This window comes from Prosthecobacter sp., from assembly GCF_034366625.1.
Taxonomy (GTDB): Bacteria; Verrucomicrobiota; Verrucomicrobiia; order Verrucomicrobiales; family Verrucomicrobiaceae; genus Prosthecobacter.
In genome coordinates, this window is sequence record NZ_JAXMIH010000007.1 from 71,709 (window position 1) to 89,185 (window position 17,477).

Consider the following 17,477-nt stretch of genomic DNA (forward strand, 5'->3'; position numbering starts at 1 on the left):
TCTATGGTGTGGCGTGCATCTCTGGATGGTGGCAAGCGCCGGAATGGTGGCAAGCCGGGAAGGAGTATCCGCTGTCGCGTGATGGGGGGCGAACTGACGCGACAGGAGCAAACTCATCGGTTTGTGCCTCTAGTTGCTTTTCATTTGGTCCTTCAAATGAGCCAGAAGGTGCGGACGGAAACGGTCGTTTGCATGGGTGATGTCTGCTTTCTTCTCCTCTGTCTCGCGCTCATTGTCGGTTCTCCCATGTATCTGCATGCTGTGGCTGGTCGGTTTTGGCATGGCCGCTGAGCCGATCCAACTCGATTCACGCAGCGAGTTGTTCGTGGACGAGCACCTCATCGAATCGAAGAACGGCGTGACTTTGAAGCTGCACAAGCCGCAGGCGCAGAATGTGGCGTTGATTTGCGATGCGCCATGGGAGGGCAATACGTCGGGCTACTTCACGCTGCTTCAAGATGGCGATCTTTACCGCTGCTACTACCGAGGCTCGCATCATGGTGAGGAAGGCGGGAGGCCGAGTCAGTCAGGCGTGACCTGCTACGCGGAAAGCCGCGATGGCATCACCTGGACGAAGCCGAATCTCGGGCTGCATGAGTTTGAGGGATCGAAGGACAACAACATCACGCACATGGGCGATGGCTGCTCCACCTTTGCCCCGTTCCTCGACACGAACCCGAACTGCCCGCCCGAGTCACGCTACAAAGCGCTCGCCACCACGGGCGACAACGTCGAGCGCAAAAAGAACCCGTCCCTGCAAGCCTGGCATTCCGCCGATGGTCTGCGCTGGTCGGTGATGCGCGAAAAGCCGGTGATCACCGCAGGTTCGTTTGACTCGCAAAACACCGCGTTCTTTGACAATGAACTCGGAGCCTATCGCGCTTACTGGCGTTATTTCACCGGCGGTTATACCGATGAGCGCGGCTGGAAGCCCGCTGGTGTCCGCGCCATTCGCACAGCAACTTCGAAGGACTTCCTTTCCTGGGAAAATCAGGCCGACCTCGCCTACGGCAAGGATGCGCCAACCGTGCAGCTTTACACGAATGCCGTGCGTCCGTATGCGCGAGCGCCGCATCTATTGCTCGGCTTTCCCACGCGCTATCAGCCGAAGGGATCGCAAGTCGAGCCTGTGCTCATGACCAGCCGCGATGGCGTAAATTTCAAGCGCTGGGAAGAGCCGCTCATCCCCATCACCGCACCCAAAGATCGTGACTGGAACCGCAGCAACTACATGACCATCGGCGTGCTCTCGCTGCCAGGAAAGCCGAACGAACTCAGCGTCTATGCCAGCGAAGCCTACTACCAAGGTCCCGGCAGCCGCATCCGCCGCTTCACCTTCCGCGTGGATGGTTTTGTCTCCGCTTCATCGGCGAAAGGCGAACTCATCACCAAGCCGCTGACCTTTGAAGGAACGAAACTCATGCTGAATCTGCTCAGCGGCGGCGAAACGCGTGTGGAAGTGCAAGATGAGGCTGGCAAAGCCATTCCAGGCTTCGCGCTCGATGACTGCACGCCACTGAAAGGCGATCTCATGGATCAAGCCGTCACCTGGAAAGGCGGCAGCCTCGCCACGCTGGCTGCAAAGCCCGTGCGGCTGAGGTTTGAGCTGCGCGGGGCTGATTTGTTCGCGTTGCAGTTTGTTCCGTGAATCAACGCCATGGAGGCAGGAGAACGCGATGAATCGAATGCCACTTAAATTCAACTGTCTCCACCTTCCATCGTGACCCCAACCACTCCTGATCTCGCCATCCGTGTCCGCAACCGAGTGATGGGGCGGTTGATGCCGTATTTGATCCTGCTGTATGTGGTGGCGTATCTGGACCGGGTGAATGTGAGCTATGCAGCGTTGGAGATGACGGCGGATCTTGGGTTCACGGCGGAGATGTATGGGCTGGGCGCGGGGATTTTCTTTGTGGGGTATTTTTTGCTGGAGGTGCCTGGGGCGGTGATCGCGCAGCGCTGGGGCGTGCGGGTGCTGGTGTGCCGGATCATGATCACCTGGGGCGTGCTGGCAGCGGCGATGGGATTCATCCAAAACGCGACGCAGTTTTACTGGCTGCGTTTCCTCATCGGTGCGGCGGAGGCGGGCTTTTTCCCGGCGATGATTGTGTATCTCGGGCATTGGTTCCGCGCGGCGGATCGCGGGAAGGCGGTGGCGCTGTTCATGTCAGCCATTTCACTGGCGATGGTGATCGGTGGGCCGGTTTCGGGCGCGTTGCTAAAGCTGGACTGGCTGGGGCTGGAGGGATGGCGGTGGTTGTTCATCCTGGAAGGAATGCCGGCGGTCGTGCTGGGCATCACGAGCTGGTTTTTCCTCACGGAACGGCCTGCGGACGCGAAGTGGCTGCCGGACGATGAAAAAGCCTGGCTCGTGGCCGAACTGGAGCGCGAGCGCATGTCGCGTGAGGCCTTGCAGACTCGCAAACCGACGGTGTGGCAGGCATTGTGTGATCCGCGCGTGCTGATCTTTTCAGCGGCGTATTTCTTCGGACTGCTGGCCTCGAACGGCCTCGGCTACTGGCTGCCGACGATGATCAAGTCGCTCTCCGGTTTCTCGAACTTCACGGTGGGGCTGCTCGTGTCGCTGCCTTACTCGCTGGGAGTGATCGCGAAGGTGCTCGCAGGCTGGTCATCGGATCGCACGGGCGAGCGGCGCTGGCACACGGCGGGTCTGCTGCTGCTCGGTGGCGCGGGTCTCGCGGCGGTGGCGATGCTGGAGGCGCATCTCGCCTTCGCGCTGCTTTTTCTCTGCATCGCCGTGATCGGCCTCACAGGCTACACACCGAGCTTCTGGGCCTATGCAACGAGCTTCCTCGCAGGCACGGCCAATGCGGCCGCCATCGGCCTCATCAACAGCATCGGCAATCTCGGCAGCTTCGCGGGCCCGTATGCGATGGGCTGGCTGAAGGAGCACACCACGGGCTATGCGGCAGGTGTGTGGATGCTGGCAGCTTCATCGGTGATAACGGCACTGTTGGTGCTGGCTGCTCGGGGGAACCCGAAATCGTGACTGATCGGCTCACTGCAACAGCCAGCGCCACATGCGAAGGTGCTCGATTCCTGCCGGGATGACGGCACCTCGCGGCAGATCGCTTTCGGTCAGCAATAATCGACGGGCATCGGGAAAGGTGGCAGCGGTTCCCACCAACGAACGCACTTCGCGTTCAAAGGTGGCTGGCGAAGTCACGTCGGCTGAGACTTGAATCAGGCAGCGTGAGCCATCAAACATCGTGGCGAGAAAATCGACCTCGTGACCGTCTTTGGTCTTCACATAAGCCACATCGCTGCATTGCCGTGCGAGTTCGCAGGCGACGATGTTTTCCAGCAAGTGCCCGCGATCTAGTCCCGGCCCGGCACTGAAGGCACGAGCGAGTCCGTGATCAGCCAGATAAAGTTTTCGCGGGTTTACCTGCCGCCTGCGCTCGGAGCGCGAAGCAAGAGGCACGGTGAAAACGAGGAAGGCGTCCTCAAGGTGCGCCAGCATGTCGAGCAGTGTCTCCTTGGAAACTCCGACGCCGCGCGAGTGAAAGTCGGCGTGAATCTTGCTGACGCTGAACGTGGTGGATGGCTGGCGTAAAAGTTGGCGCACAAAGGCACGTAGGGCCACAAGATTGACCACACCATGACGCTCCGCCACATCGCGGAACAAAACGCTGTCCACATAGCCTTGCAGCAGCGCCGTTCGCTCGCGTGGCTGCTCGAAACGGCCCGCCTCTGGAAAGCCGCCGATTTCCAAATATGCGTCAAGGTGTGCCAGCCATGCCGACTGAGCAGCAGAACTCACGAGTTTGCCCGCAGGCGGTGTGGCACCACGCGCACGAGCAAACTCGCGGAAACTAAATGGCGTGATGATCGTCTCCAGCGCTCGTCCGCGCATGGTTGTCGCAACCTCACGGCTCAGCATTCGCGCGGATGATCCACTCAGCAGCACCTCCACGTTTTCTGAGTCGAGCATGCGGCGCACAAATTTCTCCCAGCCCGGCACAAGCTGGATTTCATCCAGGCACCACGTCACACACGACTCCCGACGATGACGGGGAAAGTCGCGGTAGTAGGTTTCCAAAATCATGCCGAGGTCTGCCGCCTCAAGCCCTTCCAACCGCTCATCCTCAAAGTTGAAATAGACCAGCCGCTCACGCGCAACACCTGCGGCAAGCCGGTCTGCCAGGCATTGATACAAAAATGAGGTCTTCCCGGCACGCCTCATGCCGATGACCGCACGCGCTTTTCCAGATGGCAATGCGGAACCCGGAGCATCCCGCCGCGTCAGCTTTGGAAATGGGAGAGTGATGGCATCCCCGAGCTTCTGCTGGATGGCTTGGAGCGTTTGGTCTTTCATGGCGACCAAAATACCTCAAAACCAGTCTTTAGCAAAGACCGCTTTTAAAGTGAGCCCGATCACTCGCTCCGCGCAGGACGCACGGCGGCGAGCAGCACTCCGCTGAGCAGCACGCCGAAGGCGGAGGCCATGAGGATGTAGCTGAGGTCCACGTTGCGTTCCTTGAGCCAGCCGCCGAGATACGCGGCCACCGCTCCGACGAGGCAGGCGATGAAATTCAGAATACCGTAGCCAGTGGCGCGATGGCGTGGATCAGCCACCTGACAAAGGATAGGCATCATGTTTGAGTCGGAGCAGCCGCGCGCGAAACCGAACACCACGAGACAGGCGGCGACGATCCACAGGGTGTCGCTATTGGCGCTGATGAAAACGAAGGGCGAGGCCAGCGTGAGGGCGATCATCGGCACAAAGATGCGTCCACGCGGATGCCTGCGGCTCCAGCGGTCCGCCAAGACGCCGCCGCAGAGCACCCCCGCGAGCGCGGCGGCCTGCATGTAGGCCGTGGCGGTGAATCCGGCCTTCGTTTGCGTGAGATCGAAGTGCTCACGCAGATAACTAGGCATCCATGTGACGAAGGCCCAGCCTGCAAAGCCGAGCAGGCTCCAATGCAGTGTCAGCAGCCAGAGCTGCCTGTTGCGGCCTAGCACGGCGAGGGTTTGGAAAAGCGGCACCGTTTCGACCACGTTGTCCTCGTTTTGTACACGCGGCACATCGCGCAGAAAGGCCGCCAGCACGACTGCATACGCCACGCCAAACACGCCAAACACGAGAAACCCGGACGACCAGCCGTGGGTGTCCGCCATCCAGCCGCCGAGCCCGCCGAGCGCCATGCCGGCATACACGCCGCTGATGTTGATGCCCGTGGCGAGCGAGCGCGTGCTGCCACGATGATAGTCCGCGATGAGCGCCAGCGCCGCCGGAATGTAGCAGGCCTCGCTCACGCCCATGAGCACGCGAGTTGCGAGCAGTTGATTGTAGGTTTGCACATAAGCCGTGGCCCACGTCACGGTGGACCACACAGCCAGACTGACCAAGATGACACCGCTGCGGCTGAAACGATCCGCGCACCATCCGCCGAGCGGACTGAGCAGGCCATACACAATCAAGAAGGCCATTGTCAGCGCACCGAAATCATCATCGCCCATCGGGATCGCCGCCTTGATGGAATCACGCATCGTCGTGAGCAGCACGCGGTCGAGGTAGTTCAGACAACCCACCACCCACAGCAGGCCCACGATCAGCCAAGCGCGTGGCAGCGGGGCCGTGTCCGCAGCGCGGGAGGTGGAGAGAGAGTCTGCGGACATGTGCAAAACCAAACGCGCGGGAGGCGGCTGAACTTCGATCCGGATTCCTGGTCTTTTGATTGAACCAGGAAACTGCGGAGCCTTTGCCACGTTACGCAACGGATGAAATCATTGACCTGTGCTCTCACGGCCCTGCTGCTCCACGGCGGACTCAGCACTGCGCACGCCGCTCCTGCCTTGGAGGCAGCCGCGTTGGAGTTCAGCATCACGCCGGGCACGGGCGGCCACACATCGAGCAAAGTCGGCGCGCTGGTGCAGAAGGTGGAGGGACCGCTGAAAACGGCGGTCACGCTGCTGAAAGCGGGCGAGACACGCGTGTGCCTCATCACTCCGCACATGAACTCGCCGAAAGGTGCGAACATCAGCCCGCTCATCCGGCGCACGGCGGCGGAGGCTCTCAATTTGCCGCTGAGTCATGTGCTGCTCATGGTCTCGCACAACCACACGGACCTCAATCTCGTGAGCAATCACATCGAGGCCTACTCAGCCATCTCGATGAAGCCGGAGGAACTTCCAGCGCCGAAACTGGTGCCTGCGGGCGAGGAGTTTTTGAAACAACTCACCGCCACGGCAAAACAACTGCCCGCGCTGCTGCAACCCGTGACCGTCTGGTGGGCGGAGGGCACGGAAGGTCGCATCAGCTATAATCGCAAAGGTCGCTATGCCGATGGCACGAGCTACCTCATCCGCGAGGAGGATCGCGACCTGCTCGGCGTCGATTTCAATGGCGACATGGACAGGCAGGCACCTATCGTGGTGCTAAAAAACGAGCGCGGCGAGGTCGTCACAGCGATCACACACTTCACCAGCCATCCGTGCTCCTGCTTTCGTCCTGAGAAGCCGATCATCTTCGGCGACTGGCCGCAAGTGGCCTGCGAGCACGTTGCACAGCACCTATCGCCATCGAAGCCGATCACCGTGAGCTTTCTGCAAGGCTGCGCCGGTGATGTGAACTCCAAAGGCATGTTTCGCGGCGACGCCGATCTCTCGCGCAAATATGGCCGCATGCTCGCCGACAGCTACATCACTGCATTGGCTGACTTGAAAGCATCGAAGCGAGACGGTCTCGATTTTGCCACCGAGAAGGTGCGCATCCCGCTCGCGCCGCTGCCGTCAGAAGAAGCGCTGAAGGCTGAAATCGCCGAGATGGAGGATTTCATCAAGCGCGCAACCGCAGGCGATGAAAACACGCTGCGCTGCATCGGGCATAATTTCCCGCGCGAGCTTACGCCTGCCTATCGCGGCAAGTTGATCGAGATGATCCTGCCCTGGAGCAAGTGGGCGCTCGATTTGCGACAGCAGGGCAAGGCGGACACCGTGGACAAATTTCTCGAAGTGGACATCCAGGTGCTGCGCCTCGGCGATGTGGGCATCGTCGGCATGCCCTTCGAGCCATTTCAAGGCATCGGGCGGCAAATCCGCGCCGGATCACCGCTGCCACTCGTCCTTCCCTGCGGCTACACGAATCTCTCGTATGGCTATCTCACCGACGGCGCGAACACCAACCCCGGCGACGGCGAATACATGAGCGCCCACTACCGCTACAGCAAGTTCCGCGCTCCTTATGCCAAGCCTGCGGGCGATGTCATCGCGGTCAAAGCGGTGGAGGTGCTGAACCGCTTCGCGAAGTAACTTCAAGCCCATCAAACCCATGACTGCGCTGACTCACTGCCGACTAGCCACCCACCTGCTCATCTCGTGGGTCGCCACCGTGCTGAGCTTCGTGTGGCAGGCTTCGGCAAGCGCTGAATCCGTCGCGGAGCCGGTCAAAGGTCAGCGCGTGTTCACCGCCGGGCACAGTCTCTTGATGTACATGCCGCCAGTGCTCGCGGAAGTCGCGGCGGCGGCCAAAGCCGAAGGTCATGTGCAGGCGGGCATACAGAGCATCGGTGGTTCGCAGGTGATTCGGCATTGGGATCTGTCGGGCGCGAAGAACACCGTGAAACCGGCACTACGCAGAGCCGCGGTGGATGTGCTGATGCTCTCGCCGATCTATCTGCCGGATGAGGGCATCGAAAAACTCGTGATGCTGGGTGCACAGCACAACCCGGACATCCGCGTGCTCGTGCAGGAGTTTTGGATTCCGTATGATGATCCCACCGTGCTGAAAGCTGGCGCAGGCCCGAAGATCGTGGATCGTGATTCGCGGACCCTGGACGAGCTGCGCACGATGCATGCGGCCTACTTTCAGAGCATGGACGATCACGCCAGCGCGCTGAATGCGAAGCTGGGCAAGCGCACGGTGTTCATCGTGCCCGTGGGCCAGGCGGTGATGGCGCTGCGCGGCAAGATCATCGCGCATGAAGCACCGGGCCTCACCAAGCAGAGCGCGCTCTTCACGGATGGCCTGGGCCATGCGGGGCCGGTGGTGAAGGTGCTCGCCACCTACTGCCATTTCGCCGTCATCTATCGCCGCAGTCCCATCGGTCTGCCCGTGCCAACGATGCTAGCCAGCCAGCTCGAGGCGGAGAAACTCAACCGCTTGCTCCAAGAACTCGCATGGGAAGCAGTGACGGCACATCCTTTGAGCGGGATGAAAAATAATTGAAGCCTCTCCACCCCATGAGTCTCCCCACACAACCTTTCCACGAAGTCGGCGCGAACGCGCAGATCGATCCCGATGTCATCCTCGGCTATCGCTACCCCGGCGACTCACAGCCCACGCGCATCGGCGATCACGCCATCATCCGCAGCGGCAGCATCATCTACGCGAGCACGACCATCGGGCATCGCTTTCAATGCGGCCATCAGGTGCTCATTCGTGGTGAGATCGTGATCGGCAACCGCTGCGTGGTGCATCACAAATGCACACTGGAGGGCCGGCTCAAGATCGGCAACGGAGTCAAAATCATGGCGCACGTCTATGTACCCAGCCGCACCACCATCGGCGACTATGTCTTCATCGGCCCCGGCACCACGTTTTTGAACGCGAAGTATCCCATGCGCGAAGGCACCGTGCAGGGCGCGACCATCGAGGAGCATGTCTGCATCGGCGGTGGAGTCACGATCTGCCCCGGCGTGACCATCGGACGCGGTTCCTTCATTGCCGCCGGAGCTGTCGTGAACAAAGACGTGCCGCCCGGCATGATCGCCATGGGTGTTCCCGCACGATTCAAGCCCCTGCCGCCCAACATCCTGCCTGAGAACCTGATGGAGCAGCTTTTACCGCAGACGGATTTGTTTGGAGCCCACCACGACGACACCTGGAAAGACGAACTATGAAACGAATCGCCCTCCTTCTCGCCATCAGCCTCTCGACTGTTGAAGCTGCCGACTACTTCGATGAAACGAAGGCCACGACACTGTTTGCTTTCGACACCGTCTCCATTCCGCACACGCAGAACCTGCGGATCGAAATGCGCCAGCCTGCGCGGCATCCGGCGAATCCGGTGGTGAAGCGTGGAGCGCCGGGCACGGCGGATGCGCATGGCGTGCAGTTTTATGGTTCCATTATCAAGGACAACGGCAAATACCGGCTCTGGTATGTGGCCTTTGATGATGATCCTAACAACAAGGTGGCCTCATCACGCTGGCGCGCGGCCTACGCGGAGAGCGTGGATGGTTTGAACTGGGTGAAACCGGATCTCGGACTCGTCGAGTTCCATGGCAGCAAGAAAAATAACCTTCTCGACATGTGCGGCGAGTCCTGGGGCTTTGTGAATCTCAAAGTCCTCAAAGACGACGCCGATCCTGATCCTGCGCGGCGCTACAAAATGACCACGCACGTTTATTATCGCCACACGCGACGCCTCGGCACGCTGCTGCCGTTCGTGAGCGCGGACGGGCTGCGTTGGAAGCCGGTGAAGGACGTGAAGCCGCTCAAGGCGGAACTGCGCAAGGAAGACCTCTTCATCCCCGGCTTTCACTTCGAGCCCAGCGGCGGCCTTTACCAATGGGACGGCCAGTTTGTCATCTCCGGGCAAAACGCCATGCCTGGCATTCATCCGTATCAGGGCCGCTCAGTCCGGCACTATCGCAGCGCCGACTTCGTGAACTGGTCAGCCACCAACAATATCGCCTTCGTGCGCGCGTCGCAATATGAATGGCTGGGTCCAAATCGCAGCCGCGAGGGCGAGCAGTGTCACGAAGGCATCAGTGTGTGGAATCGCAGCAACGTGCTGCTTGGCATCTATGGTCTCTGGCATGGCGCGTCAGAGTGGAAGGATGTGCGCATTGATCTCGGCCTCGTGATGAGCAACGATGGTCTCAACTTCCGCGAACCCAAACACGAATGGACCTTCCTCGAACGCGGCAAGGATGGCGAATGGGACCAGGGCGGTCTGATCCAAGGCCAGGGCTTCGAGAACATCGGCGAGCAAACTTTTGTTTATTACGGCACCTGGGATCCAAGGCCGACGGGTGGCCCCGAAGTGCCGCGCGGCGGTGTCGGGATCGCCGTTATACCAAGAGATCGTTTCGCGGGCCTCATGGTGGACACAAGCGGTGAAGGGCCGGGTGACTACCAATTGCCGAAAGTAACTGCGGAACTGGTCACCCACTCGTTTGCCGTGACCAAACCGAGCTTCTTTATCAATGCAGATGGTTTGGGTGATGAGGCGGCTTTGCGCGTGGAACTGCTCGATCACCTTGAGCGGCCCGTTCCAGCATACAGCAGCGTTGTTCGTCAAAGTGGCTTTCAAACGCCGGTGGTTTTCAAAAGCGACGTGAAGCTTCCGGATCGTGTGAGGCTGCGAATCGTGTTTGAAGGCTCAAAGCGCCGGGACATTCGCTTGAGCGCGATCTATGTGAAATGATCGACTGGTCTGCCAACTGAACCAGGAACTTGTACTGGTAGGGGTATGGTCGAGGATCAGAATCACAGCATGAAGTACATCTTTTGCCTCTTGAGTTGTCTCGCGCTCCAGGTTCATGCCGTCGAGCAGGTGTTTTTTGCTTTTGATGACCACAACATCGCCTGGCAGCACAATCTGAAGGTCACGCTGGAGGTGGCAAAGAAGCATCCAGCAAACCCGGTGCTTCGCAGCGGAGCGCCCGGCTCGCCTGATGCAGGCCATGCCATCCTCTACGGCACCGTTTTGAAGCAGGGCGACACCTTCCGCATGTGGTATCTCGGCATGCATGAGCCGGAGATCAAAGCCGGGCAGGCTCCGGGCTGGTGGCGGCCGATGTGCTACGCGGAGAGCAAGGACGGCGTGACGTGGACGAAGCCGGAACTGGGCCTCGTGGAGTTTAATGGCAGCACGAAGAACAACATTTGCCTGATCGAGGGCGACCCGAATTCGATGACTCGGGTGAATGATTTTCTCTCCGTGCTTTACGAGCCCAATGAACCTGATCCATCGAAGCGTTACAAGTGCGCCTACATCGCGCACATGCCGATTGAAGAGGTGAAGGGAGGGCGCAGTAAGATCGGGCCGAATGAAAAGCGCTGGGGTTCCTTCGTCACGGCGACGAGTGCGGATGGTCTGAAGTGGAAGTGCGTCGGAGATCGCCCGGCAAACGCGGGCGGAGAGCGCTTCGAGGTGAGCGGCTTGTATCGCTTCGGCGATTTCTATTATGCCACAGGTCAGCTTCTCAGCCCGTGGTCGTGGCGGCCGGATGGTAGTGACATCGGGCGTGACATGCTGGCGTATCGCTCACCAGACTTTGTGACGTGGTCGAAGGCGAAGGCGATGTCGTATGCACGGCCCGGCCAGCTTTCCAATCCGCCCGTGGAAGGCCAGCAGATGCACATGGGCGCGGGCCTATGGAATCGAGGCAACGTCATGGTCGGCCTGCACGGCATGTGGCAGGACGCGGAGCAACCGCCGCCGAAGGGCAAGAGCTGGAACTACGGTGTGCGCGTCGATCTCGGCCTGATGATCAGCAACGACGGCGTGCATTTCCGCGAGCCTGTGCCGGGTTTTCAAATCATCCCGCGCGGCAAAGAAGGCGAGTGGGATGATGTCGCGATCCTCCAAGGCCTCGCCTTCGTGAACGAGGGTGACAAGACGATGATCTGGTATTCGCACTGGGACACCGGCGGCGTGCTCGAAGACATGGACATCGGCCTCGCCACGCTGCGACGCGATGGTTTCGGCTCGCTGTCACGCAAGGTGGCTGAGGAAGAGGGGCATTTCATCACGAGCACGTTCGAAGCGAAGCAGATCGCACTGAACGTCGATGGCATCACCGCAGAGTCGCCGCTCTCTGTCCAACTGCTTGACCATCTTGACCATGTTCTTGACGGCTACGAGGCCAAGGTGACCACGAATGGTGTGCGTGTGCCGCTTACCTTTTCGAAATCGCTGCCAGAAGGCAAAAAGCTGGCTCTGCGTGTGAACTTTGCCGCTAACTGCGGAGCGAAAGTCTATACCGTGTATGTAGAATAGGCTTTCTAGCCTGTTTCAGAAACCCACAGGCTAGAAAGCCTATGCTACGAATCTCATGTCCCTCAAACTTGTCACTGAACTCAACGATACTGACCGCAAGCTGCTGAACCGTGCTTTGGACGGCTTTGTGCCGCAGAAGGTCTTCGATGCGCATACGCACCTGTTTCATTCGCGGAATTTCGCGGAAGGAAAGCGGCCGGCGTTCCTGGATGAAGATCACGGCTATGGCATGGCCGATTTCCAGGCGGCGATGCGGCTATGGATGCCGGGCAGGGAAGTCGAAGGGCTGTTCTTTGGCTATCCGAGCGCTGGTAATGATCGAGCAGGCGAGAATGCGTGGGTGCAATCCCAGATCGACATGACGACAAACTCGCGCGCTCTGGTACTGGCTGCACCGACGGATAATCCGGCGGAGATGCGGCGGCTGATGAGCACGGGCGCGTTTGTGGGCATCAAGCCGTATCGTCTTTATGCCGATGTGCCGGACACGCGGGAGGCAGAAATAGAATCCTTCGCGCCGGAGTGGATGTGGGAGATCTGCCACGATCACGATGGCATCATGGTGCTGCACATCATGTTAGCGGGCGGCATCACCGATCCGCGCAACGTGGAGGCCATTCAGCGACTGTGCCGCCGCTATCCACGCTGCAGGCTGATCCTGGCGCATGTGGCGCGGTCTTTTAATTATCGTCATGCCCGTGAGGGGCTGCATCACCTCGTCGATCTCGACAACGTGGTCGTGGACACTTCGGCGGTGACACAAGCGGGCGCGTTTCGAGCAGCGATTGAGATATTGGGGCCGCAGCGCGTCCTCTGGGGCAGCGATTACATGGTCAGCGAGCTGCGCGGCTCCTGCATCACGCAGGGCGACGGCTTCACCTGGATTCACCCGGAGATTGCAGGCGATAAACTGACGATCTTCGGCCAATACACGACCGTGGGCATCGAATCGCTCATGTGCATGCGTGAAGCATGTGAAGACACAGGCATGACGCAGGGTGATCTGGAGGACATTTTCTGCGAGAACGCCCTGCGGCTACTCAAGCCGGCCTCCGAGGTCAAAACCGGCCCAAAATTGTGGGAAGAAGCGAAAACGAAAATCTCTTGTGGCACGGGGCTCCTTTCGAAGCGGGCGCATCTCTTCGATCCGCAGTCGTGGCCGTCGTATTTCTCGCGGGCGAAAGGCGGGAGCATCTGGGATCTGGATGGGCGGCGCTACACGGACTTCACGGGCGGTGTCGGAGCCATTTTGCTCGGTCATGCGGACGATGAGGTGAACGCGGCAGTGAAGCGTCGCGTGAATCTCGGTAGTTACGCCACACTGGCGTCGCCAGATGAGGTGAAGCTCGCGGATCTGCTGCTCGATCTGCATCCGTGGGCTGGCAAGGTGCGTTATGCGCGCGGTGGCGGCGAGGCGCTCGGACTCGCGGTGCGCATCGCGAGAGCGGCCACGGGCAAAAGCGGCATCGCCTTCTGCGGCTACCATGGCTGGAGCGATTGGTATCTCGCAGCGAACCTCGGCGATGATGCCGCGCTCGATGGTCATCTGCTGCCCGGTTTGCAGCCGCTGGGTGTGCCGCGTGAGCTGGCGGGAACGGCGGTGCCGTTTCGCTACAACGACCTCTATTCCTTCCGCGCTGCCTTACAAAGGCTCGATGGTAAACTGGCCGCCGTGGTGATGGAGCCGATGCGCAGCGAGTGGCCGCGTGACGGCTTCATGCAAAACGTGATCGACGCCTGCCATGCTGCTGGCGCGGTGTTTGTGCTTGATGAAGTGACGAGCGGCTGGCGCTTTGGCTTCCCCGGCGCAGCGCCGGTGCTCGGCATCGAGCCAGATCTCGCCGTGTATGCGAAGGCGATGTCGAATGGCTATCCCGCCGGGGCGATCATCGGCAAAAATGAGGTCATGGATGCCTCGAACAGCAGTTTCATCTCCAGCAGCTACTGGACGGACGGCGTGGGCACGGCTGCCTCATTGGCCTGCATTGGCAAAATGCAGCGCGAAGGCGTCCAGCAGCACGTTTGGGAGCTTGGAGGACGATTGCAGAGCGGTTTGCGTGAGGTGGCGGCACGGTATCCGGCACTGCAACTCAAGATCGGCGGCATGCCATGCGCGCCTTCGCTCGGCTTTGCCGATCCGGCAGCAAAAGTGCTCATGATTCGCCACATGCTCCAACGCGGTTATCTGATGTCGAGCCAGCTCTATGTGGCTTGGCCGCACACGGATGAACTGATTGCTGGAATGCTCGCGGCGCTGGATGAATCGCTCGCTCTCGTTGCCAAAATGCAGGAACGAGGCGAGTTGAAGGCCGAAGCGGGCGTTGAGGTCGTTCCGCAAGGCTTTGCGCGTCTTGTCTAACCTAATTCACCTCCATGATCATTGATTGTCACAACCACGTCGGTTCCGATCTGCTGTTTTACCTGCACGGCGACTTTCCCTATGCCCAGCACCTCGTAGCGATGCACGACGAGGGCCGGGCGCTTGGGATCGACCGCTGGATCGTCTTTCCGTTCGTCAGCCACCTCGCGCTCGATGTGACGGCATTCATGGACAACGAGATCAAGGACGAGAAGGGCCGCCTGCACGACATTCCGTATGCTTTCGAGAACCGCCGGCTCATGAAGGAGTGCTACGAGCTGTTTCCCGACGAAGGGAAGCGCATGCTGCCCTTCGTGATGGCTGATCCGATGCGGAACACGGCGGCGCAGGCTGTGGAACTACGCAAGCTGCGCGGCGAATACCGTTTCCACGGCATCAAGATGCAGACGACGATCCTCCAGGCGGACATCAAGCACCTGCGGGACCGCGGAAAGGTCTTCGTGGAACTCGCGGCTGAGTGGGATGTGCCGTTTTTGATTCATTCGAGTGTGGCGGAGAGTGATCTGTGGGCGCAGGCGAGCGACATCCTCGACATCGCGGAAGAAAATCCGGGCGTGCGCTTCTGCCTTGCTCACTCGTGCCGCTACGACAAGGAATGCCTCGACCGGGTGCAAGCGCTGCCGAACACTTGGTTCGACAACTCGGCGCATTGCATTCATTGCGTGGGTGCGGTGAAGGACATGCCCTACATTGCGCCGAAAGCCCGCCGCTTTGACAGTGACTACACGAATCCGGCCCGCGTGATCGCCGATCTGGCGGCGGCGTATCCGCGAAAATTCATGTGGGGCAGCGATTCGCCGTTTTACAGCTATGCCGCCGAGATCAATCACGAAGTCGTGCGCCTGATCAGCACCTACAAGGCTGAGGTCGATGCGTTGACCGCCGCTGGCGAGACCGTGGTGGCCCGCATTGCGAACACAAACATCCGCGATTACCTCAAGCTCCATGATGAAAGCATTCTCTCTTGAAGGCCATGCCGCATTGGTGACCGGATCATCGCAGGGCATCGGCTTGGCGATGGGCAAGGCCTTGCAGCAAGCTGGAGCCAAAGTGGTGTTTCATGGCCTTCAGGATGCCGTGGAAGGCCTTTCCAGTTATGTGAAGGCCGATTTGATGGAAAACGATGGGCCGCAGAGCCTCGTCGAGCAAGCTTTTGTGCTTCAACCCGGCCTCGACACGCTCATCTGCAATGCAGGCAGCTTTTTCGATCTACCGCTGCTGGAGATGACGCGTGAGCGCTGGGACAAGACGATGCAGCTCAATCTGGCGTCGGCGTTTTTCACGGCGCAGGCCTTTGCGAAGCGTCTTGTGGCCGAGAAGCGTGGTGGCAGCATTGTCATCACGTCCTCAACGAATGGATTCCAGGCAGAAGCGGATTCGTGCGCGTATGACGCGAGCAAAGGAGCGCTGGTGATGCTGACGAAGTCGCTCGCGGTGTCGCTGGCGGATCACGGCATTCGTGTGAACGGCATCGCGCCCGGTTTGATCAAAACGCCGCTGACTTCGCAGTGGATGGAGTCGCGGGACCGCTCGGTGCTGGAGCACTACGAGAAGAAAATTCTACTGCGTCGGGTGGGTGCGCCGGAAGATGTGGCCGGGGCAGCGGTGTTTCTGTGCTCAGACGCCGCCAGCTACATCACCGGCGAGATCATTGTCATTGATGGGGGACTGACGGTTTCGCAAATCGGCCGGATGTGACATGACCAGTGATCATGGTCACAATGGCGCTGAACATCGTGATCCAGAGGAAGGAAACGTGGAAATAGAAATAGAGGCTTGAGGCCAGGCCAACGACGCAGCCTATGATGGCACCTCGCTGGTCCGCTTTCTTGGTGAACATGCCGAGAAGGAACAGCCCTAACATCGGTCCACCGATGACGCCCATGATGACGTTGATGGATTCGACCAGATTTGTCTGAAACTGGGAGATGACAAAGGCGAACATGGTCACGAGGACGCCATAGATCAGCGTCCACCAGCGTGCGCGGCGCACCTGCACGGCTTCGGGGACTTTGTCCTTCTCCAGGGTCTGGTAAAAGTCGCAGAGTGTCGCCGAAGTAAGCGAGTTCACCCCGGCGGAGACGGTGGACATGCTGGCGGCGAAGATGGCGGCAACGAGCAGGCCAGGCAGGCCGGAGGGGAGCTGCGTGATCACGAAGTAGGGGAGAATCTGGTCTGCCCTCTGGATGAGTCCGGCGGCAATCGGGTCACCGTGCTGTTGGTAGAAGGCATGGAGCACAAAGCCCGTGCCGAGGAAGATCAGAAAGACAGGGACAAACATCCACAGCTTGATCCAGAGCGCGCGTTGCGCGTCGCGCAGGCTGCCCGCTGTGAGGTAGCGCTGCACGGAGACCTGGTCGGTGGCCATTTGCACGAGATTGAGGAAGGTGCCGCCAATGAGCGCTGCCCATACGGTGATGCGCGCCTGGGGATCGAGCGAAAAATTCAAATCCAGCTTTCCTGCCGCCTTCGCTGTGTCCCATGCTCCGGCGAAGCCGCCGTCCACCATGCCAGCCGCCACGAGCATGATGAGGAACTGCCCGCCAAAAAGCACGCCGAGTTGCATGACATCCGTCCAGATCACGGCCTTCATGCCGCCCTTCATGGTGTAGAGGGTGGAGATGAGGCCGGTGCTGAGGATGGTGAAAGGCAGCGGCAATCCAGTGACGGCTCCGATCGCCAGCGCTGGCGCAAAGATCGCCCCGCCCAGCCACAGTGACACACGCAAGATGAAGAGTCCTGACGCCAGCAGCCGGACGGAAAGGCCGAAGCGATCCTGAAAAAAGTGGTAGGCCGTGAAATAGCGCGCGTTGTAGAAAAACGGCATCAGGAACACGGCGGTGAAGGGCGTGGCAATGAAGAATGACAGGAGGACAAAGGAGAAACCGATGCCGTTCAGATACATCTCCGCCGGTGTCGCGATGTAGCTGATGCCGGAAAACAGCGACGCGAGCACCGTCATGGCAACGACGTAGCGGTTCACACCGCGGCCAGCGAGGAAGTAATCGGAGAGCGTCTTCCCCTTGCCTCCAGCCATCAGGCCGACAACCGTCGTGGCAACGAGATAGACGCCGAAGATGGTGTAGTCGAGCCAGGAGAAATGATGCGTCATGAGGGAGATG

General features: G+C 60.0%; 13 protein-coding genes. 10 read left to right on the plus strand and 3 right to left on the minus strand.

Features of this window, described 5'->3' with window-relative positions:
* Positions 1–256: 256 nt before the first annotated feature.
* Positions 257–1,648, plus strand: a complete 1,392-nt coding sequence (locus tag U1A53_RS08270) for a hypothetical protein (protein WP_322280183.1) — start codon at positions 257–259, stop codon at positions 1,646–1,648.
* A 72-nt stretch (positions 1,649–1,720) separates the two neighbouring features.
* Positions 1,721–3,010, plus strand: coding sequence for an MFS transporter (locus U1A53_RS08275; protein ID WP_322280184.1), 1,290 nt, complete (start codon positions 1,721–1,723; stop codon positions 3,008–3,010).
* A 9-nt stretch (positions 3,011–3,019) separates the two neighbouring features.
* Here the strand turns inward: U1A53_RS08275 and U1A53_RS08280 are convergent, their stop codons facing one another.
* Entirely contained in the window at positions 3,020–4,339 is a 1,320-nt protein-coding gene (locus tag U1A53_RS08280) for an ATP-binding protein (RefSeq protein ID WP_322280185.1), read from the minus strand.
* Positions 4,340–4,398: 59 nt separating this feature from the next.
* The gene (locus U1A53_RS08285) at positions 4,399–5,643 is read right to left on the minus strand and encodes an MFS transporter (RefSeq protein WP_322280186.1); all 1,245 of its coding nucleotides are present in this window, start codon (positions 5,641–5,643) and stop codon (positions 4,399–4,401) included.
* A gap of 102 nt (positions 5,644–5,745) precedes the next feature.
* Between U1A53_RS08285 and U1A53_RS08290 the strand changes: the two genes are divergently transcribed.
* The 8 genes from U1A53_RS08290 (at position 5,746) to U1A53_RS08325 (ending at position 16,053) form a co-directional block, all read left to right on the plus strand.
* Positions 5,746–7,275 carry a hypothetical protein gene (locus U1A53_RS08290; protein WP_322280187.1) on the plus strand — a complete coding sequence of 510 codons (1,530 nt, stop codon included), beginning with the start codon at positions 5,746–5,748 and terminating at the stop codon, positions 7,273–7,275.
* Between the two features lie 19 nt (positions 7,276–7,294).
* Positions 7,295–8,191: a hypothetical protein gene (locus U1A53_RS08295; protein WP_322280188.1), complete on the plus strand. Its 897-nt coding sequence runs from the start codon at positions 7,295–7,297 to the stop codon at positions 8,189–8,191.
* 14 nt (positions 8,192–8,205) lie between these two features.
* Positions 8,206–8,865: an acyltransferase gene (locus U1A53_RS08300; RefSeq protein WP_322280189.1), complete on the plus strand. Its 660-nt coding sequence runs from the start codon at positions 8,206–8,208 to the stop codon at positions 8,863–8,865.
* On the plus strand, positions 8,862–10,397 hold the full coding sequence (locus tag U1A53_RS08305) for a hypothetical protein (RefSeq protein ID WP_322280190.1): 1,536 nt from the start codon (positions 8,862–8,864) through the stop codon (positions 10,395–10,397). The genes U1A53_RS08300 and U1A53_RS08305 overlap by 4 nt, the downstream gene beginning before the upstream one ends.
* A gap of 69 nt (positions 10,398–10,466) precedes the next feature.
* Positions 10,467–11,975: a hypothetical protein gene (locus U1A53_RS08310; protein ID WP_322280191.1), complete on the plus strand. Its 1,509-nt coding sequence runs from the start codon at positions 10,467–10,469 to the stop codon at positions 11,973–11,975.
* A 55-nt stretch (positions 11,976–12,030) separates the two neighbouring features.
* Positions 12,031–14,334 carry an aminotransferase class III-fold pyridoxal phosphate-dependent enzyme gene (locus U1A53_RS08315; protein WP_322280192.1) on the plus strand — a complete coding sequence of 768 codons (2,304 nt, stop codon included), beginning with the start codon at positions 12,031–12,033 and terminating at the stop codon, positions 14,332–14,334.
* A 14-nt stretch (positions 14,335–14,348) separates the two neighbouring features.
* The gene (locus U1A53_RS08320) at positions 14,349–15,323 is read left to right on the plus strand and encodes an amidohydrolase family protein (protein WP_322280193.1); all 975 of its coding nucleotides are present in this window, start codon (positions 14,349–14,351) and stop codon (positions 15,321–15,323) included.
* Positions 15,301–16,053 carry an SDR family oxidoreductase gene (locus tag U1A53_RS08325; RefSeq protein WP_322280194.1) on the plus strand — a complete coding sequence of 251 codons (753 nt, stop codon included), beginning with the start codon at positions 15,301–15,303 and terminating at the stop codon, positions 16,051–16,053. The genes U1A53_RS08320 and U1A53_RS08325 overlap by 23 nt, the downstream gene beginning before the upstream one ends.
* Here U1A53_RS08325 and U1A53_RS08330 read toward each other — a convergent pair.
* A complete protein-coding gene (locus U1A53_RS08330; protein WP_322280195.1) occupies positions 16,010–17,467 on the minus strand; it encodes a sodium/solute symporter in 1,458 nt (485 codons plus the stop codon). The genes U1A53_RS08325 and U1A53_RS08330 overlap by 44 nt on opposite strands.
* Between the last annotated feature and the right edge of the window lie 10 nt (positions 17,468–17,477).

Coding starts and splice junctions, on each gene's coding strand:
- U1A53_RS08270 (WP_322280183.1), top strand. CDS start 257: ATGCTGTGGCTGGTCGGTTTTGGCATGGCCGCTGAGCCGATCCAACTC.
- U1A53_RS08280 (WP_322280185.1), bottom strand. CDS start 4,339: ATGAAAGACCAAACGCTCCAAGCCATCCAGCAGAAGCTCGGGGATGCC.
- U1A53_RS08285 (WP_322280186.1), bottom strand. CDS start 5,643: ATGTCCGCAGACTCTCTCTCCACCTCCCGCGCTGCGGACACGGCCCCG.
- U1A53_RS08290 (WP_322280187.1), top strand. CDS start 5,746: ATGAAATCATTGACCTGTGCTCTCACGGCCCTGCTGCTCCACGGCGGA.
- U1A53_RS08295 (WP_322280188.1), top strand. CDS start 7,295: ATGACTGCGCTGACTCACTGCCGACTAGCCACCCACCTGCTCATCTCG.
- U1A53_RS08300 (WP_322280189.1), top strand. CDS start 8,206: ATGAGTCTCCCCACACAACCTTTCCACGAAGTCGGCGCGAACGCGCAG.
- U1A53_RS08305 (WP_322280190.1), top strand. CDS start 8,862: ATGAAACGAATCGCCCTCCTTCTCGCCATCAGCCTCTCGACTGTTGAA.
- U1A53_RS08310 (WP_322280191.1), top strand. CDS start 10,467: ATGAAGTACATCTTTTGCCTCTTGAGTTGTCTCGCGCTCCAGGTTCAT.
- U1A53_RS08315 (WP_322280192.1), top strand. CDS start 12,031: ATGTCCCTCAAACTTGTCACTGAACTCAACGATACTGACCGCAAGCTG.
- U1A53_RS08320 (WP_322280193.1), top strand. CDS start 14,349: ATGATCATTGATTGTCACAACCACGTCGGTTCCGATCTGCTGTTTTAC.
- U1A53_RS08325 (WP_322280194.1), top strand. CDS start 15,301: ATGATGAAAGCATTCTCTCTTGAAGGCCATGCCGCATTGGTGACCGGA.
- U1A53_RS08330 (WP_322280195.1), bottom strand. CDS start 17,467: ATGACGCATCATTTCTCCTGGCTCGACTACACCATCTTCGGCGTCTAT.